Annotated in this window: 17 protein-coding genes and 1 pseudogene; 4 read left to right on the top strand and 14 right to left on the bottom strand. The window is 55.2% G+C overall.

Annotation, left to right across the window (positions count from 1 at the left end):
• Window positions 1–31: 31 nt before the first annotated feature.
• The 3 genes and pseudogenes from BM031_RS10490 to BM031_RS26430 form a co-directional block, all read right to left on the bottom strand.
• Window positions 32–1,587, bottom strand: a protein-coding gene (locus BM031_RS10490; RefSeq protein WP_229408769.1) for an IS3 family transposase whose coding sequence is annotated in 2 segments (ribosomal slippage) — window positions 32–1,125 and window positions 1,125–1,587 — 1,557 coding nt in all. Because the reading frame shifts where the segments join, the coding sequence is not laid out codon by codon here.
• 122 nt (window positions 1,588–1,709) lie between these two features.
• A complete protein-coding gene (locus tag BM031_RS25890; protein WP_229408770.1) occupies window positions 1,710–1,913 on the bottom strand; it encodes a DUF3734 domain-containing protein in 204 nt (67 codons plus the stop codon).
• 122 nt (window positions 1,914–2,035) lie between these two features.
• Window positions 2,036–2,645 (bottom strand): annotated as a pseudogene (locus tag BM031_RS26430) (patatin-like phospholipase family protein).
• Between the two features lie 532 nt (window positions 2,646–3,177).
• Here BM031_RS26430 and BM031_RS10500 point away from each other — a divergent pair.
• Both BM031_RS10500 and BM031_RS10505 read left to right on the top strand, forming a co-directional pair.
• Window positions 3,178–3,516 (top strand): P-II family nitrogen regulator, encoded by a 339-nt coding sequence (locus BM031_RS10500; RefSeq protein WP_091874633.1) that lies wholly within the window; start codon window positions 3,178–3,180, stop codon window positions 3,514–3,516.
• A 1,184-nt stretch (window positions 3,517–4,700) separates the two neighbouring features.
• Window positions 4,701–5,099 carry a diacylglycerol kinase gene (locus BM031_RS10505; protein ID WP_091874532.1) on the top strand — a complete coding sequence of 133 codons (399 nt, stop codon included), beginning with the start codon at window positions 4,701–4,703 and terminating at the stop codon, window positions 5,097–5,099.
• A gap of 1,014 nt (window positions 5,100–6,113) precedes the next feature.
• Here the strand turns inward: BM031_RS10505 and BM031_RS10510 are convergent.
• From BM031_RS10510 to BM031_RS10545, 7 genes are all read right to left on the bottom strand, one after another.
• Window positions 6,114–7,814, bottom strand: coding sequence for a phosphoethanolamine transferase (locus BM031_RS10510; RefSeq protein ID WP_091874533.1), 1,701 nt, complete (start codon window positions 7,812–7,814; stop codon window positions 6,114–6,116).
• 488 nt (window positions 7,815–8,302) lie between these two features.
• Window positions 8,303–10,300: an LTA synthase family protein gene (locus tag BM031_RS10515; protein ID WP_229408772.1), complete on the bottom strand. Its 1,998-nt coding sequence runs from the start codon at window positions 10,298–10,300 to the stop codon at window positions 8,303–8,305.
• Between the two features lie 76 nt (window positions 10,301–10,376).
• Window positions 10,377–10,973 (bottom strand): SIS domain-containing protein, encoded by a 597-nt coding sequence (locus BM031_RS10520; protein ID WP_091874534.1) that lies wholly within the window; start codon window positions 10,971–10,973, stop codon window positions 10,377–10,379.
• Window positions 10,970–11,920, bottom strand: coding sequence for a cation diffusion facilitator family transporter (locus BM031_RS10525; RefSeq protein WP_091874635.1), 951 nt, complete (start codon window positions 11,918–11,920; stop codon window positions 10,970–10,972). The genes BM031_RS10520 and BM031_RS10525 overlap by 4 nt, the downstream gene beginning before the upstream one ends.
• 971 nt (window positions 11,921–12,891) lie before the next feature.
• Entirely contained in the window at window positions 12,892–16,056 is a 3,165-nt protein-coding gene (locus BM031_RS10535; RefSeq protein ID WP_091874536.1) for a CusA/CzcA family heavy metal efflux RND transporter, read from the bottom strand.
• Window positions 16,057–16,070: 14 nt separating this feature from the next.
• A complete protein-coding gene (locus BM031_RS10540; RefSeq protein WP_091874537.1) occupies window positions 16,071–17,354 on the bottom strand; it encodes an efflux RND transporter periplasmic adaptor subunit in 1,284 nt (427 codons plus the stop codon).
• Entirely contained in the window at window positions 17,351–18,649 is a 1,299-nt protein-coding gene (locus BM031_RS10545; RefSeq protein WP_091874538.1) for a TolC family protein, read from the bottom strand. Before BM031_RS10545 ends, BM031_RS10540 begins: the two co-directional genes overlap by 4 nt.
• Window positions 18,650–18,983: 334 nt before the next feature.
• Between BM031_RS10545 and BM031_RS25490 the strand changes: the two genes are divergently transcribed.
• On the top strand, window positions 18,984–19,229 hold the full coding sequence (locus BM031_RS25490) for a hypothetical protein (protein WP_177207706.1): 246 nt from the start codon (window positions 18,984–18,986) through the stop codon (window positions 19,227–19,229).
• Between the two features lie 402 nt (window positions 19,230–19,631).
• Here BM031_RS25490 and BM031_RS10550 read toward each other — a convergent pair whose 3' ends face one another.
• The 4 genes from BM031_RS10550 to BM031_RS10565 are packed head-to-tail and all read right to left on the bottom strand — an operon-like array spanning window position 19,632 to window position 21,536.
• On the bottom strand, window positions 19,632–20,702 hold the full coding sequence (locus BM031_RS10550) for a cation diffusion facilitator family transporter (protein WP_218147583.1): 1,071 nt from the start codon (window positions 20,700–20,702) through the stop codon (window positions 19,632–19,634).
• Window positions 20,690–20,902 carry a GDCCVxC domain-containing (seleno)protein gene (locus BM031_RS10555; protein ID WP_091874540.1) on the bottom strand — a complete coding sequence of 71 codons (213 nt, stop codon included), beginning with the start codon at window positions 20,900–20,902 and terminating at the stop codon, window positions 20,690–20,692. The genes BM031_RS10550 and BM031_RS10555 overlap by 13 nt, the downstream gene beginning before the upstream one ends.
• Window positions 20,903–20,906: 4 nt before the next feature.
• Window positions 20,907–21,185, bottom strand: a complete 279-nt coding sequence (locus tag BM031_RS10560; protein WP_091874541.1) for a heavy-metal-associated domain-containing protein — start codon at window positions 21,183–21,185, stop codon at window positions 20,907–20,909.
• Between the two features lie 12 nt (window positions 21,186–21,197).
• Window positions 21,198–21,536, bottom strand: a complete 339-nt coding sequence (locus BM031_RS10565) for a mercuric transporter MerT family protein (RefSeq protein WP_091874542.1) — start codon at window positions 21,534–21,536, stop codon at window positions 21,198–21,200.
• Window positions 21,537–21,605: 69 nt separating this feature from the next.
• On the opposite strand from BM031_RS10565, the gene merR reads away from it, so the two are divergent.
• A complete protein-coding gene (gene merR / locus BM031_RS10570) occupies window positions 21,606–22,004 on the top strand; it encodes a mercury resistance transcriptional regulator MerR (RefSeq protein ID WP_091874543.1) in 399 nt (132 codons plus the stop codon).
• Window positions 22,005–22,077: the final 73 nt, after the last annotated feature.

Below are 22,077 nucleotides of genomic sequence, written 5' to 3' on the forward strand. Positions count from 1 at the left end.
CGGCGTTTGTCAACGTAGTTGTCGCGTCATCTCAAGCTGCGCGTTTTAATGCTTCTGGCCGAATCCGTTCCGGATTCAACCAGACCTGATCGTCCAGTTTCCAGTTCCTGATGCCCCGCGACCAGCGCTGTGGATGGCGGTTTCGAGCATCGTCATAAACCTGCTCCCGGCGTTTCAGGATGGCCGTGTCCTGGCCTGCATGACGCTGTGCCGGCGTCACGAACTTCAAGCCGCTGTGTTTGTGCTCCTTGTTGTACCAGCGCACGAATTTCTGCGTCCATGCCTGCGCATGTTCCAGGCTTCCGAATGGTTTGTTCGGGTAGTCCGGGCGGTATTTGCAGGTCCTGAACAACGATTCTGCATAGGCGTTGTCGTTGCTCACGCGTGGCCTGCTGAACGATGGCGCCACACCCAACTGCTCCAGCGTGGCCAACATGGTCGCGCCTTTCATGGCGCTGCCATTGTCCGAATGGAGCACTAGGGGCCGGCCGGCCACGCCCTCTGCCAGACTGGTTCGGCGCATCAGCCGTGACGCCAGTTCCGCCGATTCCGCCACGTGCACCTCATGGCCGACGATCTTGCGGCTGAAGACGTCAAGCACCATGTACCAGTAGTAGAACTGGCCTTTTACGGCGGCCGGCATCCACGTGATGTCCCAGCTCCACACCTGGTTCGGGCCGGTGGCGCAGTGGCTCGTGAGCACGCGTTCGGAAGGCTTCTTCGCCCGACCTCGGTGATGCTGTTGCGATGCCGCTCTCAGAACCCGGTAAAAGCTCGACTCCGAGGCCATGTACACACCCCGATCGGCCAGCGCCGGTACGATCTGGCTCGGTGGCAGGCTGGCGAATTCCTCGCTGTTGGCAACGGCCAGGATCTCGGCTCGCTCGTCCTCGCTCAGCTTGTTGGCCGGTACTGGACGCACACTGGTGGGACGGCTATCGGCGGCCACGGCATCGTCGCCCTCACGCACCCAGCGCTGGAACGTACGCAGGGTAATGCCCAGCTCGATACAGGCCGGTGCAAGACGGCTACCCGCTGCCTGTGCCTCACGGATCAACTCGACACACAACAGGCGATCTGGGACGCTGATCAGTCTTCCTCTTTGTCCCCCCAGATCGCCTGGGCTTTTTTTCGCAAGATCAGCAGCGCCGCCGCCTCGGCCAGCGCCTTCTCCTTACGCTGCAAATCCTTCTCCAGTTGCCGGATGCGCTTCTTGTCCTCCTTCGACTGCACCTGCTGGCCCCGCGTCCGCTGCGTCGTGCCCGCATTTGCGGCCATGCAGGCGGCGCGCCACGTGGCGATCTGCTCGGTGAACAGGCCCTTGCGCCGGCAATACTCGGCCAGTTCGCTGGCGTTCAGCGCGGCCGTCTCCAACACCACGGCAAACTTGTCCTCCGAGGTCCATTGCTCAGCATTTTTCGCACTACCCGGCACCGCTGTTCCTTGATTACGAAGTTGACGGCGCCAAGTATAAAGGGTCTGCTCGGTGATCCCGCTCTCGCGGGCCAGCTCCGACACCAGCCTGTTCTGGGGCGGCATCATCTGCCGTAGTAGCGCTTCTTTCCGTTCTGCTGAATACTGCTTCACGCAATCTCTCTTGCCCGTCCCCGGTATGGTTTTACTTCATCAGGTGACGCGACAACTATTCTGACACCGGGGGCCTGATACATGTGAACTTGCTGATACGAGCTGGTCCCCAGGCCGTGCGCTCATTCATTCGTGCGGTCTAGTTCATGCACCATGAGGCTTTGATGGCCCTTGACCTCGTCCATCCATTTCGCGTGCTGAATGGCATGGATCGCGTCGCTGTATCCTTGGCCCCAGCGCCAGTCGATTGAGCCGATGGAGAAATTGATGTCTTTGGCCGCCATCTGCCAGTCCTTGCCGGGATAAATTAGGCGCACCATGTGCATGGTGGTTTACGGTACAAGCAACGGCAACACCGCAGCGCTGATGTCGCGCTGCGATGAAGGAGGCAGCATTTGGTAGACCCGCTGTAGCATGCACTTCAGATCATGTGTGCGCCGATACGCGTTTATATGGCGCGTGGACCGGTAAGAGAACATGATGTTTTTTTCCGTGTGTTGACTTCATCAAGTGTGTTCGGCTCCGCTCCTTGAGCGCGCCAGAGGTCAACCATGAAACATAAGGTATCGACAGGAGGCTGGTCATTCAGGATGCTTTCGAGCGGCGTGTTCGAGTAGAGCCCGCCGTCCCAGTAAAGCTGGCCATTGATGCGAATTGGCGGAAATGTCGGCGGCAAGGCGCCGCTGGCAAGGATATGATCGACACGTATCGCGCGTGGCGTTGGCCTGATTCAGGTGATCGAAATCGACGAAACGCTCGAGCGTGGCAGCCAGGGCGGAGGTCTCATAGAAACTCGCTTGCTCAGACGCTACAGGGAAACCTGCGCGAAAGGGGCTCAAAAGCCGCGGAGAAAAAAAGCCCGAAACGCCCTGCATCGTGATGCCAACAGTGGACATGCGAGCATGAAGTTGGCGAGCGGCATCACTCATGCGTACCATCTCCACGCCCTCCGCCTGTGACAAGGGGCGCCAGAACTGCCTAAGTCGTTCCAGCCGCCGTGACGGCGCATTGCCAGCGATGAGGGCGCCCTTGATGGCGCCGATGGACGTACCGACAATCCAGTCGGGACAAAATCCGTTTTCATCGAGTGCCTTTTACACACCCGCCTGATATGCTCCCATCGCGCCCCCACCTTGCAACACGAGCGCAATACAATACTTCAAGTGCTTGGAGCTTGCCGTAAGTGCACGCCGTGGAATCAAAGCAAATTGGATGCAGTGAGGATATTGAAATTCTTACCGGAAGTGCGAATCTAGCCTTCAATATAAGCAGAATAAAGAATCATCGGGACGATGGACGCGATAGAAAGCCCACAAAAAGCCATCAAGAAGATCACTACTTCAAATCATGGGATAGCGACTCTTCCGTACCTCGCTACATGAGGCACATGATCGCATAAGATTGCGTGTATAGTGACCGTGTGCTGTAAAATCCTAGCTGAAAAATCATAATACGGCCGTCGCCTGGCGCGGGACGCATGAACTGACACACTCTAAGTCTCGCGTTTCATTGATGAAATGCTACGAGTTAGGCGCAGGGCTAAAACTCACCGAGTTACTTAGCTGAATAAGCAAATCCTAGGGGGAAATGATGAAACAAATTGTCGGCATCATTAAACCGTTTCGCTTGGAAGCTGTAGAGCAGGCCCTTCATGCAATTGACCATTTCCCAGGGTTCACGTTGTTGAACGGAAAAGGAAACGGACGCGGCAGCGGTATTCATCATGCGTATGCCCCGACAGAATGGGCCCCTGCCCGCGATTGCAACCTTTTAATAATATATTGCAATGATACTCAAGCAGATGAGATTGTCGAAACGATCAAAAAAGCTGCTTATACTGGTAACCCGTCGGACGGCGTCATTGCTGTATGCAACGTCGAAACAATATTCCGCATCCGCACAGGTGAACAGAACGATGATGCTGTGTAGAAATAGTTGCGTAGACAACGGTCCGGGAAATTTTCTGTTCTAATGCGCACGCTACAGTATATGTTGACTTACGGCATCTAAGCTCTGCCTTTTTTAGGACAGCTCAGGGTCGGATTGAGCTGTCGTCATATGCTCCAAAATGGGCTGTTAGCAAATTCCTGAATTTGCCCTACTATCTCAAACAGGCGGTCAGCGAGGCCGTGATAAGGACTGTCTCAGTGTAACGCTCGACGTAGGCAGTCCGGTGCGGCCGGGTCGGGCTAGATTAACTCTGTGCGGACGCCGCGCAGCGCACACGGCGCATGAAGTTCACGACAGCTCTCACTGATTTTGATCAGGACTAGCAGCCGCGGGTTCACGCACGAGCCGATGGCGCAGGTTAATCCTCAGAGTTCAGCTCGAGCATGCAGTAGATTCTATCGATAAGCTTGGGATTTATTGGAGCTCTTTACGTGGGTCCGTACAGGAAAAAAGGTCGAAAGCCAAAAGTTGCACTGCTTACTCATTAGAGGTACCAGCTAGTCAGCAATGAAGGCGTCCCGCGGCTAACTCAGCATTGTCGTTAGAACGTTTGACTGATGCCAACGCTCCGCGCCAGCCTGACTGCGGCTGACAGCTCTGTCGCAGCCTACTGTGCCACTGCCAGTCAGAACGATGGCTCCACCATCTTTTTAGAGCGGCTTCGCGACGATTTTAATGCCATAGTCGTTGCGATTTCGGTGATAACGGCGAGCCAGGCTTTGCCGGCTGGGTTTAATCGGACTTGCATTACATCTCGCAAGCGAGCTAGATCGCACTTACCAGTCCCAACTGTGCAGTGTTTCACTACTGAATGCTGAGTTTGAGCTAAGTGTGAATCTTGTGTTCGCGAAATATTGGCCAGCTTAATCTCACGCGCTCTGATAAAATGCTTCATCGGTGTCCCTTCGGTACGGTTATCGCCTCTCTTATATAGTTATGGAGCGCTCACTTCTTGAGCTAGACGCTGCGGCTGACCTAGATCGAATGCGCAATCGCAAGTTGCTTTACTGTCGCCTGGCATCGGAAAGCGCATGGTCAGCAAGCGGTTTTATGCCGTCTTGGCGATGAAAATGCTGAAACATATGACAGAAACTTCCGAACCCAGCTTATAAAATTGGTTCGGCTATCACTAAATAGTCAACTTTTCTACAAGGAAGTCAAGTATGCTTCAGAACGAGCATCAGATAAGTGAATTCAAGAGTACAAGTGGACTGAATCGCATTTTTGCGGCATCACGTTATTCTATCCAAGGGCTCCAGCTCGCATGGAAAACAGAGCATGCATTTCGACAAGAATTATTGGTATCAATACCAGCTATTCTCGTAGCTGTACTACTTCCGATCTCCCGCCTGGAAAGGCTAGTGTTGATAATGGTCGTCGCGCTGGTGCTGATTGTCGAACTCCTCAACTCAGCCGTCGAAGCAGCGGTCGATCGAATCTCTTTCGAACGGCATCCGCTGTCAAAAAACGCGAAAGACTTCGGAAGTGCAGCAGTATTTTTGACTGTGATACTTGCAATAGTTACATGGGTCGTTATTGTGCTGCCAGTTTTCATGAGATAGACGTTAGCCAGTTAATCAAGGCTTTTGGCTACGGAACCCACCTTGGTTGGTGCTGTTTGGTATCCGGGACTGTGTCAATATCGATTCCGATGGGAATTGGTGCAAATGTAACGACGATATTCAAACTTTTCCTCTGCCTATAGAATGGCATCGCGTGCCAAATTATCACTACGGGCTTGGTTGTGAAGGGTAGTGCATGAGGTCACTATCTTCGACGCCGCCAAAACTCCTGCGTTATTCTTTGTACGACAACGATGATTCCAACAGCTCGAGCGGACCTCTACCTGATATGGAGTTCCATCAAAGGTCCTTCTTTGTAAACAGATGCAATGCACATCAGCTCGAAGCCGTCATAGCGGCATCAATGCGATGTTGTCGTTTTAATGTCAGCACTTTAGACACGCTCGTGTGCCCTGCATTTTTTAATTGAGTTTACTGGCGGGGTTGAGTTAGAAGTTTCCAAATCACGCATGTCTTAGCTGCTGGTACTGCGTGCGAAGTAGTGCGGCTCCTAGTGGCCTAATCATGTGAACTATTTCACGCCGACACCTAAACACGATGGTCAACAAGTCGGAACTTGGAACTGTGAGTATGAAGGCTTTTATACAAACATGCTTTTAGAGACAATATGCTCGCGATCATATGGCCAAAGACTCGTTCTATTTTATAACTTTCCTAAGATAATTTTTCAGTACATAACAGTGTCGTTTTGCAGAGTCAAGGGAGACTTGCCTTGCCTTGACTATCATCACATCAATCTGCGTGACTCGAGCACAGCAATGGCGGGGCGCGGGCGCCAGCCGATTCGATTACTTCCATTTTCATTCCGACTACTACAGGTCAGTGGGCTATGCGCTTCAGGTAACATCACGACTGCTCACTAGGGGCGCTCGGCGGAATCTTTTCAAATAGAAATTGGCGCTCGCAGCTTAAGCTCTGCTTTTAGCGTGCTATAAGGATGAGGGAATTTCCCCTTTGGAATCGCCATCTCGGCTCGAGAAATCCTGCACGCCGCTATTGACGGCAGCGAAGTAGCATATCTTGGCTTCGTGAATAAACGAGATTCCTCACTTTCATCATTCCTAGAATTGTATGATAAATGTTATCGTGACTGAGCGGTTGGTTCTGCATGCCGCGCATGCATGCAGAAGATAACAGCGATCGTTGTTGAAATCCTGATGAAAGCCATAATATCATCGGCACGTGCTTCTGATCCTTAGGTGCGAACCGATAGGGAGCACCGTGCAGGTATATACCTCTTTCGCCGAGCGATTCGCCGTGATCGGATATATAGAGCAGTGCGGTGTCATACTGCTCCGATAGATTTTCCAGCATGCTAATTGTCCGATCGAGGACATAGTCCGTATAGACAATCGTATTGTCATAGGTGTTGTGAATCTCCTCTTTTGTGCACTTGCTGAGGTCATTCGTACGGCAAGTTGGCGCAAATCGCTCGAACTGTGAAGGGTAGCGCCGCCAGTATGCTGGCCCATGGCTGCCAATTTGATGCAAAACCCTTAGCTGATCCTTTTTATTCGCTGAAATAGATTCACGCAGATTGCTTAAAAGAATCTCGTCGTAACAATAATCTTGCTCGCATAATGCTGAGTCTGTTTCGGGCTTGAATTGGACGTTCGGTACTCGTTCGCAAATTCCCTTGCATCCAGTGTTATTGTCTCGCCACTCCACCATAACACCTGCTTTGTTCAATGTGTCAAGAAGGTTGGTACGTTCAACGGAGGCCCCAACGTCGAAATCTTTGCGTCCGAGCCCCGAGAAAATGCACGGCAAGGATATCGCCGTAGATGTACCACAGCTGCTCACATTACTGAACCTGTATAATTCTTCTCGTTTCCCAAGGAGCGGCGTCGTAGCGTCTTTATGCCCTAAAAACTGGAAGTTCGTTGCTCGCGCAGTTTCACCAACGACGAGTACAACCAATAAAGGCTTATTCTCAGCTACAGAACTGGAGCGAGTGATTACTCCGTCAACATCTATGAGCGGCTTTTTCGACAAACTTGTTTCATGGTGTATATAACGCCATGTGGCGTGGAACGCATTGCCGGGATTAATCAGATAACGAAGCGGTTTGTGGGTACGCAAGAATGTAGCGAATTGCCCTGAATACGGCATGATTCCGACTGCTACGATGATTGCGCCCAGAAATATTCCGGCAAATCTTTGTGCGAGAAAGCGTTTTGTCGAGACTTCAGCTAAACGAACTCGTGTTAACAGCCAAACCGGTGCCGCACCTAAGAGCAGTAAATATATAATGAATCTCGGACTTAACAACCCCATTGCTTCGGTGAGATCAGTTTGCGCGACGTTGCGTACCATGTCGCGATCTATCTGGATTTTATAGGTATCCGCGAAAAAAGCACATATCGCTCCTGCAATAATTAATGCGCAGGTGGTGGCACGCATTATCGTACGACTTGGGACGATAAGCAAAACTGCCGCATGGAGCCAGATAAGCAACATCAGAATTGCGATGGCAAAACCGGCATCCGCCGCACTTTCAACCGGCATTACTTCCAAAAAGCTGTCCCAGAAGCGCCAGTTGTATATCGTTACAAAGCCCGAGCCTGCAACGAGAGCAAACGTCAGGTCAGGGTTGCGCCCCGAAATGTCTTGTACACGCGCCAAGATGGGTTCAAAAAAGTGCAAGAATCTTTGGATGATCCCAGCGTTTCGCCGTGGTAGGTTCGTTTTCATTCCGTTTTTAAACCTGAATTGATTTCTGATCCCAAGAGACAGCAGCAGTCTAGGAAGCTGGTGCTACTCTCAGATGGATGATGTATCAAGTATGTATGAGATTGCGTCTGGAAATTTCCAATCATTAAGCGGCGATAAGAATTGCTCAACTCGATCGATTGAAAAATAAATTAATCCATTATGTCCAGTACGCGATATGCACGTTGTCGGGCTCCGGCGTTAAGACAAGTGTCGGCTGTTCGATACAATGGTGATCCCGAACTGCATTGCTGCGAGGACGCATATCCCGTCGGCACCTGCAGGGCGGGCAGTACAGACAATTACGCTGCTACCGCTGGCATTGATTGCGAACCGAACGCGGGAAGCCTGCACTACACTCGACAATGCTGGTGATTGCACGCATGTACCCATTGTCATTGTCATTGTCATCGTCAAGACAGCTGGTGTGGATACCGGCGCATATTCTTATCGCGCACATCACGCGTGCATTACTTGACCAATCGGTAACGCTGCTCACGGTAGAGTAATGAAGGCAGCATCACATGTGCCATCGCCTTGGTTACTTGCTCTTGCAGCGGCGCGTCGGTGCTCACCTCCAGCACTCCAGTTCCGCCGTCATACCGCCCCATCAAGGGTGCTTGCCCAGGGCGCAAGATGGTGGCGGAACTATCGTCGAGCCAGGCAAAGTAGTTGTTGAACTGGATGAGCGCACGTCCTGGCGTTTTGTCATCCCTGACAAGATCCCGGCCAATCATCGGGTGGTTACTCGAAACCCCGAGTAAGGAAAGCAAAGTAGGACCCAGATCGACCTGGCTCGCGATCGTTCGGATGCGCTTGGGTTGTACATCTGCACCAAGGATCAGCCCGGGAATATGGAATTTCTTAATCGGTACCAGTGCGTTGCCATATACCCGGTTGTCATGATCAGCTACGATCAGGAAGACCGTATCCTTCCAGTAGGCCTGCTTCTTGGCTTCCCGGATGAATTTTCCGAGCGCGAAATCCGCGTATTTCACTGCATTGTTGACGGTTTGCTTGGGCTTCTCGTACAGCTCGATTTTATTGTCCGGGAACTCAAAGGGTTCGTGATTCGACGATGTGAAGATCAGGCTGAAAAAGGGCTTGTCCTGCGCATGCAATGATTTAAGGCGCTCGAGGGATTTGTCGAAGAGGTCTTCGTCCGAAGCGCCCCAGCTCCCGACAAACCGCGGAGACATCTGTGGCAAGTCAACGATTTTCTGGAAGCCGTTGCCAGTAAAGAAGCTGCGCATGTTATCGAAATGTGCCTCGCCCCCATAAACAAACTCGGTGTGATAGCCTTGTTGGCCCAGACCGGCCGCCAAAGTATAAAAATTTTGCTGCGCAAGCGACAACTTGACAACGCTGCGCGCGGGGGTCGGGGGATAGCCTGCGATAACCGCTTCGATCCCGCGAACTGAGCGTGTTCCTGTCGCGTAAAGCTGTTCGAACCACCATCCTTCACCTTTGAGTTTCTCAAGCTCAGGCGTTACAGGCAAGCCGCCCAGCGACTCGACAAACGTGGCGCCAAGACTCTCTTGTAAAACAATGACAAGGTTCAGGGGACGGTCGCGTTTGATTGCGGCGTCTTGCCGGTGGAGCGTAGGAATATCCTTGTTTGGGAAGACATGGTCGCGTAGCCACGGCGCGGCTTTCACTTCGGCCAGTACCTGGCTCGGCGGGATACTGCCGTAAATTTCAGACGAGTTCGCCTCCTTGCGCAATGAGTTAATGGCGTCGAGAACGGACCATCCCGAGTTGATGATCAGGGAATTGACCATCGAATCGCCGGTCAAGGCGAACAGGGCAGGGTTGGCAGGACGATGACCAGTGGTCGAGCGAACCTGCGCAAATACCAGCAGGCAGATTAGCGGCCAAGTCAGCAGCAAGGTACGGGCCCGCCAGAACTGCATTCCCGAGGCCGCACGCCTGAAGATATAGAAGAACAGGACGGTCAAGACGACCGTGGCGCCAATGCCGAGTATCACAGCTGTGCGAAATCCATTCCACAGGGTGGCAAAGACTTCGCGTGGATAGGATAGATATTCGACGAAGAGGCGATTCGGCCTCACGTCGTACTGCATGATGAATTGCGGGGACGACATTTCCATGAATACGATGAACATCAGTGCGAACGTCGCCCAGCTACTTGTGAACCATTTCCAGATTGATGCGCGTGAAGGATGCGCGAGCACCGGCGCCAACAACAGCGGAATTGCAATGAAATAGCCCAGCAAAATCAGGTCGGCCCGAGCTCCCTGAAGCAGGATCTCGCTCGGAATGCCGGTTTGTCGTACACGGTCCCATTGCCACACCATCATCGAAAGGCGGGAAAACGAGAGCAAGAACATGCCGAACAGTGACATTTGCAGGATAGTGACATATGGCCCGGCCCAAGAGGTCAGATGTGCCAGTCTCACAGCGGCTGCGTGAAGCAACACGCGAGGATGGGTATTGGATTTATTCATGATGCTATCAGTTTGGACAAGGGGATCCCGAGCAGAAGGATCCGAATGTAATTTGAAGGAGGTTGAATGAACTAACTTAGCCTGGCTGTCCATAATTCGAAGGCTGGAGTGCCCGCTCGACCAGCTCGATAAGAATATGGATGACTTTGATGTGAAGTTCCTGGACACGGTCGGCATAACGCCCGCCTTCAGTGCAGATGCAAATGTCCGCATGCCGCTCGAGTTCGGAGCCTGCCCGGCCAGTCATGCCAATCACTTTTATACCTTTGGCATGTGCGGCCTCGCTTGCTGCTATAACCGAGCGGCTGCTGCCGCTCGTGCTGATCGCAAACAGCACATCGCCGGCCGAGCCGTTTCCTTGTACGAACCGCGCGAATACCTGGTCGTAACCATAATCGTTGGCGACGCAGCTGATATAACTAGGGTCGCTGATGGCGACTGCAGCCATGGCAGGGCGGTCGTCCCTGAAACGCCCCGACAGCTCTTCCGCCAAGTGCATAGCGTCGCACATCGAGCCTCCGTTCCCGCAAGAAATGATGCGATGACCGTTCTGCAATGCGTGGATCAGACAGCCAGCTGCTGCTTCAATATGTCCCAGCTGCAGGTCGTTGCTGATTAAGCTGTCGAGTGCATCCCGGGCTTGGACCAGGTTCGCCTTGATATGATCAATCATTGACGTTCTCCTTCGTGGCTGTGGCCCCCAGGCGTGGTCGCAGGACCGAAAGAGTGTTCCTCGAACGATTGTTCGCACGGTACCGACTCGATCTGAATCGTGCTGTGGTGAATGTCGTATTTGTTTGCGACGAGCTCGCGGATAGTCAATAGAAGCGCCTGCGAATCGGCAACTTCTCCATCTTGTACAATGTGTGCCGTCAAGCTGGATTTGCCGCTCGTGATTGACCAAACATGCAGGTCGTGCACACTGGCCACGCCCGGGATCCGTGACAGCGCTTCTTTTACCTCGTCAAGGCCGAGCCCCTCGGGAACACCTTCGAGCAGCACGTTCATGCTGGCCGTAAGCAGTGTCCAGGTGCGAGGCAGCACCCACAACCCGATGCCGACAGCGATTGCCGAATCTACCCAGCTCCATCCGGTGTAACGGATCACAAGGGCTCCAATGATGACGCCGATAGAGCCGAGCATGTCACTCCATACCTCTAGGTAGGCGCCTTTGACGTTGAGGCTGGCATCCTTGCCACTCGAAAGCAGCCGCATGCTGATGAGGTTAACGACGAGGCCGAAGGCAGCAACCAAAAGCATTGTTCCAGACTGGATTTCGGGCGGGTTGTTCAAGCGTTGATAAGCTTCGTACAGAATGTAGATCGCCACCAGGAATAGCAGAATGGCATTGAAGGCTGCGGCCAGAATTTCGAAACGGTAGTAGCCAAAGGTGCGCTGACTATCAGCGGGCCGCTTGCCGATGCGGATTGCGGCCAGTGATACGGCCAGTGCCGCGCTATCGGTGAACATGTGGGCAGCGTCCGAGATCAGGGCGAGACTGTTGGTGAGAATGCCGCCGATGATTTCTGCAACCAGAAATGTTGTGGTAAGGACAAGCGCGATCCAGAGAGGCCGTTCGTTTTGACCCTGTTGTGCTGCATGAGAATGTCCTGAACCCATCATCTCTCCTTTTGTATAGTATTTAAGATTGTGCTTCCATGACGACTGGTAGCTCGGCCTGATCAACCACAGCTGCTTCGTTTTGTCGCTTTGCACTAGAACACCGAGGACTATTTTCGCTTTCTCCTGGTTTTAATGCTTTTGTGGGTTTTCGTCTTGGCAGGATTGTTTCGATCCTTATATTTCAGCCAACTTAAGAACAGCATGATCACTGCGAACAGGACCAGAGTTCCAATTCCAAACATTGTGATGAGGTGGACGTGGGCCGTGTCGGCAGTCTGTTGCTCAACATTCATTTATCTCCTCCATCGAATATCGATCAGTAACGTACTTGTGTCACCCAATCAGTCCAGCAGCGTTCTCAGACAAAGCACGGTACGCACGCAAGGCAACAGCGCTAGAACGCGTCCAGCGAGTGGGTGCAGCTTTGACGTACCACTTTGTGGTGCAACACGGGCGATACAGCGCGCACTGCCGTCGGCGCTGCCGAGAACCGCGCATCAGCTCTGCTAGCGTAAGCGGACCGGCACGCCGGAAAGCCTGTGGTCGTCGCAGCAACTGCCTCAGGTGCTACAAAGCCGTCGATCTACGCACCGTTTAGCAGTTCGGGATGAAAAAGGCCGTGTGTTCCTATGGCAGTAACTTAGATGGACACTGCCACGCAACTGATCTGAGGAAAAGTTGCGTCACCGAGGACATCGCGTCAGTAGATCTGAATCTGTGCTGATCGTCAGGCTCCACTTTGATCATTCGGCTAAATTCAATAGTGACAACACGATTTACACTTAAGGCAATCAGGGCGACGCGTTCAAGTACGATTCCCCGGGTCACGAAAGTTACAAAGGGAATCCCATGCGCGACAAGATCAAGCCTGACAAGTCGAACGATGCTGCGAGCGAGCCTCGTTCGATTGTCCAGACGCATGTTGTCTCCATGGCTGGGCCGCAAGAAGTTCTCGTAGCCCAGTATACTTAATGGACGAGCGCCTTCTCCTGCGGCACCGGCACTTCGTCGCTGTCTTTGCGATGAGCAAGCCGATAGAGAAGGGGAAGCACAAGCAGCGTTAGCGCCGTCGAGGAAAGGATACCCCCGATGACAACGGTTGCCAGCGGACGCTGTACCTCGGCGCCGGTGCCGGTTGCGATGGCCATCGGTACAAAGCCCAGCGATGCCACCAAGGCGGTCATAAGAACTGGCCGGAGCCGTGTCAACGCCCCGTGCGTGATTGCCCGGTCCAGTCCCATGCCTTCCTCACGCAGGGTGCGAATATAGGAAATCATCACCAGCCCATTCAGGACCGCCACGCCTGAGAGTGCGATGAAACCGACCGCGGCCGATATTGACATCGGAATGCCGCGCAGCGCGAGGGCGATGACACCGCCAGTCAGGGCGAACGGAATCCCCGTGAACACGAGCAAGCCGTCTTTGACGTTGTTGAACATCATGAAGAGCAGCGTGAACACGATGAACAGCGCGAGTGGTACTACCACCTGCAGGCGCGCGGTTGCCGACTCTAGCTGCTGGAAGGTGCCTCCCCAACTCGTCCAGTATCCTGGCGGCACCTGGACTTCCTTGGCGATCGCAGCTGCGGCTTCGGGCACGAAGGTGCCAATATCACGCCCGCGTACGTTGGCGCTCACAACAATGCGCCGCTTGCCGTTTTCCCGACTGATCTGATTTGGTCCCGGTGCAAATTCAAGCGTCGCCACTTCGCCCAAAGGAATGTAGGACGTCGGGCTCCCCTCCTTGACAGGCAGTGGGACAGGAAGCTGCCTGAGCGCGTCCAGATCGGCCCTCAACGTTTCAGGCAGGCGGACCACGATATCGAAGCGGCGGTCGCCTTCGAACATGGTACCGGCCTCGCGCCCCCCGGTTGCAATGGCGAGTGCTTCCTGAACGGCGCCGATGTTCAGGCCATAGCGCGCCGTTTTCTCGCGGTCGATGTTTACGGTCAGCATCGGCAGGCCGCCCGTCTGCTCGACCTTCACCTCCGCTGCGCCGGGGATGCGCTGAAGTACCTCGGCAATTTCCTGGCCTGTCGAAGCAAGCACCTCCATATCGTCGCCGAAGACCTTGACGGCAACGTCGCTGCGCACGCCAGAAATTAGTTCATTAAAACGTAACTGGATGGGCTGCGAAAATTCGTAGGCGTTGCCTGCGTATTTTTCGGACTCTTCCTGGATCGCTGTGACCAGCTCCGCCCGACTCTTCTTTGGCGTTGGCCAGTCCGATTCGGGCTTGAGCATGATGTAGCCATCAGAGATATTTGGCGGCATTGGATCCGACGCGATCTCCGCAGTACCGGTCCTGGCGAACACCCGGTCGATCTCGGGGAACTTTGCCTTCAGCCCGGCTTCGATCTTCTTCTGCATTTCTACGGATTGGCTCAAGCTGGTTCCTGGAATTCGCAGGGCCTGAATCGCGAGGTCGCCTTCGTTCAGGCTCGGGATGAATTCACTACCAAGGCGCGTCACCAGGAGTCCCGACAGGAGGACCAGGACGGTTGCGCTAGTGATGACCAGTGCGGCATTGCGCATCACCTTCTCGAGCATCGGTGCATAGGCGCGTTTGGCCAGGCCCATGATCCTGTTTTCCTTCTCCGTAACGCGTTTGCCGATGAACAGGGCAACTGCAGCCGGAATGAAGGTGATCGACAGGATCATCGCTCCGACCAGTGCCGCAACAACGGCGAACGCCATCGGATGGAACATTTTGCCTTCAACGCCAGAGAGCGCGAAGATCGGCAGGTAGACAACCATGATGATGAGCTGACCAAAGAGCAGGGGACGCCGTGCTTCCTTGGCAGCCGCGAACACTTCATGGAAGCGCTCAGTCAGAGTGAGATCCCGCTTATGGTGTTCCTGAGCGTGCGCTAGTCGCCGGACGCAGTTTTCAACGATGACAACGGCCCCGTCGATGATGATGCCAAAGTCGAGCGCACCCAGGCTCATCAAATTGGCGCTGACTTTATAGGTCACCATGCCCGTAAAGGTGAAAAGCATCGCCAACGGGATAACCATTGCAGTAATGATTGCAGCCCGGATATTCCCCAGGAACAGAAATAGAATGACGATTACAAGGATTGCGCCTTCGAGAAGATTTTTCTTTACCGTATTGATCGCCTTGTCGACGAGTACTGTACGGTCGTAGACCGGGACGGCCTTAACACCTTTCGGTAGCGAGCGATTGACATCGACCATCTTGGTAGCCACCGCCTGGGACACTGCACGGCTGTTTTCGCCAATGAGCATGAATACCGTTCCCAGCACGACCTCGCGGCCGTTCTCGGTCGCCGCGCCGGTACGCAGCTCACGGCCGATATCGACGGTGGCGACATCACGTACACGGATCGGGACGCCATCGACGTTGCTGAGGATGCTATTGCGGATATCGTCGAGGGTGCGTACCTGGCCCGGCGCCCTGATCAGGAACTGCTCGCCGCGGCGTTCGATATAGCCGGCGCCGACGTTGTTGTTGTTCTGATCGATCGAGCTGACAACGTCGGATAGCGACAGGCCATAGGAACTGAGTTTGGCTGGATCAGGCGCGATCAGGTATTCCTTGGCGAAGCCGCCAATCGAGTTGATTTCGGTGACTCCGGCAACCTGGCGCAACTGGGGCTTGATGATCCAGTCCTGTATCTCACGCAGGTCGGTCGGCGTGTAGGGGCTGCCATCGGGCTTCTTCGCACCGGGTTCGCTCTCTACCGTCCACAGGTAGATCTCGCCCAGGCCTGTGGAGATCGGCCCCATCATTGGGACAACTCCGCCAGGCAGGTTTTCCCTCGCCTCCTGTATCCTCTGGTTGACAAGCTGGCGGGCAAAATAGATGTCTGTCCCGTCTTTGAAAATAACAGTGACCTGCGACAGGCCGTAGCGCGACAGCGAGCGGGTTTCCTCCAGACCAGGCAGGCCGGCCATGACCGTCTCGATCGGGAAGGTGACGCGTTGCTCCACTTCGAGCGGCGAATAGCCAGCCGCCGACGTGTTAATCTGGACCTGGACGTTGGTAATGTCAGGAACTGCGTCGATCGGCAGCTTCTGGTAGTTGTAGATGCCGACAGCAGCCATCGCGATGACAGCTAGCATAACGAGCCATCGGTGTTCGATGGCAAAGCGGATTATTCGTTCAAACATGTCTGGTTCCTCGTTCAGTGTGCGTGCTCGGCACTGCCTTTGCCTTGCTCGGCCTTCACAACGAAGCTACCCGTTGCAACGTATTCGGCGCCGGCAGTCAAGCCCTGAACGATCTCCACGACCTTGCCGTCGCTCGCTCCCAGAGTGACTGGCTGCGCCTGGAAGCCTTGCGCCGCCTTGACAAACACCACCGTCTTGCCTTCGATTGTCTGCACGCCATCGGCCTGCACTGTGACGGCGGCCTCCTTCTTGCCACGTACCACTGACACGTTCACGAACAAGCCCGGCCGCCAGGCGAGGCCCGGGTTATCGACCACGACACGCGCGGTCGCAGTCCTTGTCTGTTCACCCAGCAGGTTACCCATGTAGCTCACCTTTCCGTTGACTGCTTCGCCACCGGCAGGAGAACGGATGGTCACGCTTTGGCCTACCCGAATCGTTCCCAAGTCTTTCGGGCTGACGGCAATCCGTACCCACACTTTCGACAGGTCGGACAGGACGAATGCGTTGGCGTCTTCCTTGACCGCCTCGCCTTGGGCTAGGTGCTTTTCGACCACCACGGCGTTGAACGGCGCGCGTAGTACATAGCGATTCAGGGCATCCGAGCCTAGCCCAGCGCCGAGCGCCGTCAGTTTCGACCGCGCAGACTGTGCTTCGATCTGGGCCTCGCGGTATTGCTGCTCGGCCTGCAGGTAATCCTGCTGGGCCGAAATCTTGTCCTCCCAAAGCTTCTTCTCGCGTTCATACGTCACACGCGCGAGTCCCAGGCGCTTGTCCGCAGCGAGGACAGCGCTGCGCAGTTCAGCGAGCTCCGGGCTCGCAATCTCGGCCAGTGCCTGCCCCTTCCTGACGTCCTGGCCGAGCGCGGCGGAAACCGATTCGACGACACCGGCGACACGGGGAACCACGTGCGCCGTGCGATCCTCATTGAAGTTCACCTCGCCAGGCAGGGTCACGGCCGTGTCGACGCTGGCCGCGCCAGCTCTGGCGGTAACGATGCCAGCGCTTTGAATCTGCTGGGGAGTCATCTTGATCAGGCCGGGCGCGGCGTCAGCATGACCTTCTTCCTTGCCTTCGCCATGAGCCTCTTCCTTACCTTCGCCATGAGTTTCTTTCTCGCCTTCGGCATGTCCCCCTTTTGCAGCAGTTTTTTCCCTCGTTTCCTCAGCATGTTCCGCTTCGCCCTCGCCGGAAGAGGCATCTTTTTTCCAGAATAGAATGGCAAGCGCAAGAACAATACCTACGGCAACAACTGTCAGGATGGAAAAGGCGGACTTTTTGTCTATGTTGAACTTCATGGAGAGATCCTGTTGTATGAGGTGGCGCCGTCGACGTCGACATAGCGGCCAAGGTCTGCGACGGCACGGTAGCGGTCGTACAGCGCCTGGATATACTGCGTGCGAGTCTGCAGGAGCGTCCGCTGGGCGTCGAGGACGTCGAGGAAACTGAACTTGCCTGCTTCAAATCCGGTGACGGCCGCATCGAACACACGCTGCGCCCTCGGCAAAATATCCTGGCGCATGGTGCGTACCTGTTCTCGGGAGAGCTGTGCACGCTGGTAGGCAGCAGTCAACGATTGGTGAAGGCGCAGCTGCTCCGCTTCGAGTTCAGTACGTGCCTTTTCAGCCCGGGAGAGCGACGCCTGGAGACTGCCCTGATTCCGGTTAAACAAGGGAATTGGCACCGAAACGCCGAGCACGGTTTGCGAGCGTCCGATTTCGTCATCCTTTTGTCTGCCGACGATGAGCGTCAAATCAGGAATGCGCTGGGAACGGTCGAGGCCTACCTGGGCTACCTCACGCTCTACCTGTAGGCGGGAGCGCCGCAGCTGGGGCGAGGCGTCCAGCCGACGCTGCAGCACGTCCAGTGCCGGGGCAGGCGCCAGGTCCAGCTCGGGTATCACGAGCGGCTGCGATATCGCGGTGGTTTCCCCCCAGTAGGCAGCTAATGTGTGCAAGGCGATGGACAGTTCGTTCTGGGCCTGTGAAAGTTCTAGCCGGGCCGCTGCCTGGGCGACGCCGGCGCGATCCTGCTCGACAGGCGATACTCGCCCGGCTGCGACCCGTTTTTCCGCCGCAACGGCAGCCTTGCTGGCCACGTCGAGCGAAGCCTGGGCCACTTGCAGCCGCTCATGCGCACCAAGTGCGTCGAAATAGGCGCTGGTGACATCGGCGCGCAGGTCTATGCGCGCAACGCCAAGATTCCCTTCGGCGAGGCTGCGCTCGGTCTCCGCAAGCCTAATGCGGGCCGAGCGCTTGCCTCCGAGTTCGAGCACCTGGCTAACCTGAACTGTTTGGGTGCGGGTGCCGCGCTGGGTTCCCTCACGCACGTACGAGACCTCTGGATTGCGAAACACGGCGGCCTGGCGGCGCGCACCCTGGGCAATCGCCACGTCGAGCGCGGCTGCGCGCAGTGTCGGATTGGCCGCCAGGGCCTTAGCAACTGCCTGCTCGAGTGTCAGGGGCGAGCTCGTGGCCGGGAAGGGCTGCTGGGTTGCCTCAGGCAGAACTTGCTGCGCTGTCATCTGCGCAGCACTCGGTAACGCCTGTGAAAATAGCACAGCCGCCCCGAGGACGAAAAATTTTGGATGCATGAATAACTCCGGTCATTGAAAACGAAGGCTATTCAGCAGCGAGACGTATCGGGCTGGCCAACCGGCCTCCCGCACAACGATAAATGGATATATACGATCTGCCGCCGAATCAAACGGCAGAGATCCATTGGGGCCGATCTGGCCGATCGGAATGCAAGGAAGAATAGTGCAGCAAAGTAGCCGGCGGCACGAGGCGGACAGGCTCGACGATCGCTAAGGGTACCGGAAGAGCAGCGACCGACAGCGAAATGTGGGTGCAGGACGAGCAGTGCGAATGCACACTTGCTTTCTTTGCCGAGCCAGAGGGCTGGTCCTTCCCGTCGAACGCGAATTTATGAACATCGGCTTCGGACGAGTGGTGTCCGAAATGCTGAGCGGCAAGGCCCGACTCATGCTCGCAATACGCAGCGACCACGCTCCAGCTGAGCTGGAGAGCAAGAATCGTCAAGACGAGGTAGATGAAGCGTCGGGCGGCCATGGGAATGAGTATAGCATGAGACAGCGGTTGTCTTTAGCACCGCACGGAACCAATAGCCTTGATGTCAGAGTTTTTGCGGCATGTCCGGCAGCATGGATCTGATAGTGCTGAAAGAGCTCTCAGGGAGAGGCAAACGTCTACACCGTCCAGACATAATGAAGGATCTTCGACAGCGAAATCAGTCAAATGCCGGAGTTTTCGGGGTTTTCCAGCATGAGTCGTTTAATAATTGGCGATCGAAGAGGCAAGCACGAGCCGTCCCTTCCTGAAACGACGCGGCCCGCTAAGTGGGGCGTGAGATTGACACTGTCTTCCGCATTTTAAAAAAAAATCGGAATTCGGTAGCTGTCGGGTGTTCCGATCTCATCAGACTGTTCCACAATTTTCCGCCACGATGCTCCAGCTGAGCTGCAGCATCGTGATTGTCAGAAAAGCATAAAAAAAGGCATGCCATGGAACAAGTACAGCAGGGCCTCCTGCATTGGAATACTCCGCCATTTTCCTTCAGTCCTGACGTCTTTTTTGAACCTCGGACTCTGTGCCCGTTTTCTCTTGCGCCTCGATCTCGACCGCAATGTGTTCGAACGCTTTGTCGCCAATAAGGTTTTTCACCTGCGACTTGATCAATAAGGCTTGGTCGGCAATGGCTGCCGGCGAGACGACGACATGGGTTGTCAGGACATGTTTTTCGCCGTCGATCGACCAGCTATGGGTATCGTGGACATCGATTACCTCGGGAATAGCCTTGACCGCAGTTTCAAAGGCGGGAAGGTCGAAGGTGGACGGAGTCCGCTGCAGGAAAACCTCGAAGAACTTCCGGAGATTGCGGAAAACATTCCACAACACGAAGAGCGAAATACCGATCGATAGGGCCGGATCGATCCAGGGGAGTTCCCAGACTGCCATCACTGCGGCGCCAATCAGCACCGCAATCCAGCCGAGGGTGTCTTCCAGCAGGTGCCAGCTGACGACTTTCTCGGTCAGCGACTCCCCCTTGCGAACACGCAGAACCGCTGCGCCATTGAAGATGACGCCAACCACCGCCAGCACGATCATACCCGTCGCGTTGACTTCCTGCGGATCGAGAAGGCGCTGCGCTGCGTTCCACAGGATGAAGCCGATGCCGGCAATTAATACGATACCGGTGATCAGGCCGCCAAGCAGTGAGTATCGTGCGTAGCCATAGGTGTCTTTTGGCGTGCTGCCGTGCTTTGAAAGCCGGTCGAAGTACCAGGCAAGTCCGAGCGAGATCGAGTCGCCGAGGTCATGCACGGCGTCGCTGAGAATGGCAACGCTATTTGTCCATAGTCCGCCGGCGAATTCGATCAGCGTGAACGTGAGGTTCAGCAGAAAGGCAAGCTTGAGGTTGCCGCTGCTGTGGCTGTGGCTGTGTTCGCCTCCCATTAATCGATCCTCATCAGCAATTCCAGTCAAGGTTCTTGTCAGGCCGTTCGATGTAATGTCGAGCATGTTACCGCCATGCGCAAAAACGCGACGCCCGCCACTCACTTCCGGGATACGTTGATCAGGCGCTTGATCGCAGATGTCAAAGACGACGCAGGTCAGCCGCAGCACGGATGGTCCAGTTGAATCGGCGGGCACTTCATCGTGCCGTACGAGCAAAAGACGCAGCAGTCGCCAGTCTTCGGGCGCAGCACGACCTCGCACCCTTCGCATGCGTAGTAGAACTGGCATGCATCAGTCGGCATGGTTTCCTCTTTGCTGTGGCCGCAATGCGGACAGGTCAGGACCGACTCCAGGATAGCTTTGGTCATTGGGCTATTTCCTGGCATTCGATAGGAAGCCTGCGTCGGCTGTCGCTTTCGTCAGCATCGCCGCGCTGGCCTTGTCGGGGTCCACCCGTACGGTGGCCGTCTTGCGCTCGTAATCGATTTTCACGTCGCTGACGCCCGGAACCTGCTGTAGCGCCTTCTTGACAGTAATCGGGCAAGTTGCGCAGGTCATGTTCTGCACGTCGAGGGTGAGGGTTTGTGTCGTGCCGGCGACGGCTGAACCGGCCAGCAATAAGCCGGCGATCGCGATGTTATAGATGCGCATCGAATAATCCTTTTAGTAGAACAGCGAGGCGTACAAGGGAAAGGTCAGCAGCAGTATGACCGGCAATGAAACAAGCCAGAACAAGATGCGTTGATTTCTGAGGATGCGGTCATCGGAACAGGCTTCAGCCGGCGTGCACGCACGCCGGCGCAGATACAAGCTATTGAATGCCATGCCGAGGCACAGTGCCGTAAGCGCGGTGAGATAGAGGCTATAGGATTCGAACGCAATCAGGAGAGACGCCCAACCGCCGCCGATACCCAGCAATAGCAGAATGAGCGGCCCCGCACAACAAGCCGATGCACCCAGCGCAGCCAGCACACCTGCGACTAAAGGCCCTTTGGTTCCCATCTTGTCCCTGTCCCAATCGATTGATCCACAGTTAGGATAAACTCCGTATATAGATACGGAGTCAAGTGTATGCCTGAGAAAATGACGATAAGCCGCTTGGGGACCGCCGCCGGAGTGAACGTCGAAACTGTCCGGTTTTACCAGCGCAGTGGATTGATCGATGAGCCGGAGCGGCCACGTAGCGGCTACCGCACCTATGGAGACGAACATGTACGCCGGATTCGCTTCGTCAAGCGCGCGCAGCTTCTAGGCTTTACGCTTGAGGAAATTGCAAGCCTGCTGAAGCTGGAAGGCTCGGGGACATGTTCGAGCACGCGCGCGCTCGCGACGAAAAAGCTCGCCTTGGTGGAGGCAAAGATGGGTGACCTCTTTGCGATCAGGACAGCACTGGCCACGATGCTTGCGCGCTGCGACAGCGAAACTCAGGAGACGAGCTGTCCGATCATCCAGGCATTGATCGACGACTGATTCGGCAAGTAAGCTCGGAGCAAGAAAAACAGGATGGTCCGGGCGAGGAAAACGCGCCTTCATGCATGTCCGG

Origin of the sequence: Massilia yuzhufengensis (assembly GCF_900112225.1) — a bacterium.
GTDB classification, from domain to species: domain Bacteria; phylum Pseudomonadota; class Gammaproteobacteria; order Burkholderiales; family Burkholderiaceae_D; genus Telluria; species Telluria yuzhufengensis.

Excerpts from the sequence above, each read along its gene's own strand:
- BM031_RS10540 (WP_091874537.1), bottom strand. The coding sequence starts at position 17,354 with ATGAAGTTCAACATAGACAAAAAGTCCGCCTTTTCCATCCTGACAGTT.
- BM031_RS10535 (WP_091874536.1), bottom strand. The coding sequence starts at position 16,056 with ATGTTTGAACGAATAATCCGCTTTGCCATCGAACACCGATGGCTCGTT.
- BM031_RS10565 (WP_091874542.1), bottom strand. The coding sequence starts at position 21,536 with ATGGGAACCAAAGGGCCTTTAGTCGCAGGTGTGCTGGCTGCGCTGGGT.
- BM031_RS10510 (WP_091874533.1), bottom strand. The coding sequence starts at position 7,814 with ATGAAAACGAACCTACCACGGCGAAACGCTGGGATCATCCAAAGATTC.
- BM031_RS10505 (WP_091874532.1), top strand. The coding sequence starts at position 4,701 with ATGCTTCAGAACGAGCATCAGATAAGTGAATTCAAGAGTACAAGTGGA.
- BM031_RS10500 (WP_091874633.1), top strand. The coding sequence starts at position 3,178 with ATGAAACAAATTGTCGGCATCATTAAACCGTTTCGCTTGGAAGCTGTA.
- BM031_RS25490 (WP_177207706.1), top strand. The coding sequence starts at position 18,984 with ATGAACATCGGCTTCGGACGAGTGGTGTCCGAAATGCTGAGCGGCAAG.
- BM031_RS10555 (WP_091874540.1), bottom strand. The coding sequence starts at position 20,902 with ATGACCAAAGCTATCCTGGAGTCGGTCCTGACCTGTCCGCATTGCGGC.
- BM031_RS10525 (WP_091874635.1), bottom strand. The coding sequence starts at position 11,920 with ATGGGTTCAGGACATTCTCATGCAGCACAACAGGGTCAAAACGAACGG.
- BM031_RS10545 (WP_091874538.1), bottom strand. The coding sequence starts at position 18,649 with ATGCATCCAAAATTTTTCGTCCTCGGGGCGGCTGTGCTATTTTCACAG.
- BM031_RS10520 (WP_091874534.1), bottom strand. The coding sequence starts at position 10,973 with ATGATTGATCATATCAAGGCGAACCTGGTCCAAGCCCGGGATGCACTC.
- BM031_RS10560 (WP_091874541.1), bottom strand. The coding sequence starts at position 21,185 with ATGCGCATCTATAACATCGCGATCGCCGGCTTATTGCTGGCCGGTTCA.
- BM031_RS10515 (WP_229408772.1), bottom strand. The coding sequence starts at position 10,300 with ATGAATAAATCCAATACCCATCCTCGCGTGTTGCTTCACGCAGCCGCT.
- BM031_RS25890 (WP_229408770.1), bottom strand. The coding sequence starts at position 1,913 with ATGCACATGGTGCGCCTAATTTATCCCGGCAAGGACTGGCAGATGGCG.
- merR (WP_091874543.1), top strand. The coding sequence starts at position 21,606 with ATGCCTGAGAAAATGACGATAAGCCGCTTGGGGACCGCCGCCGGAGTG.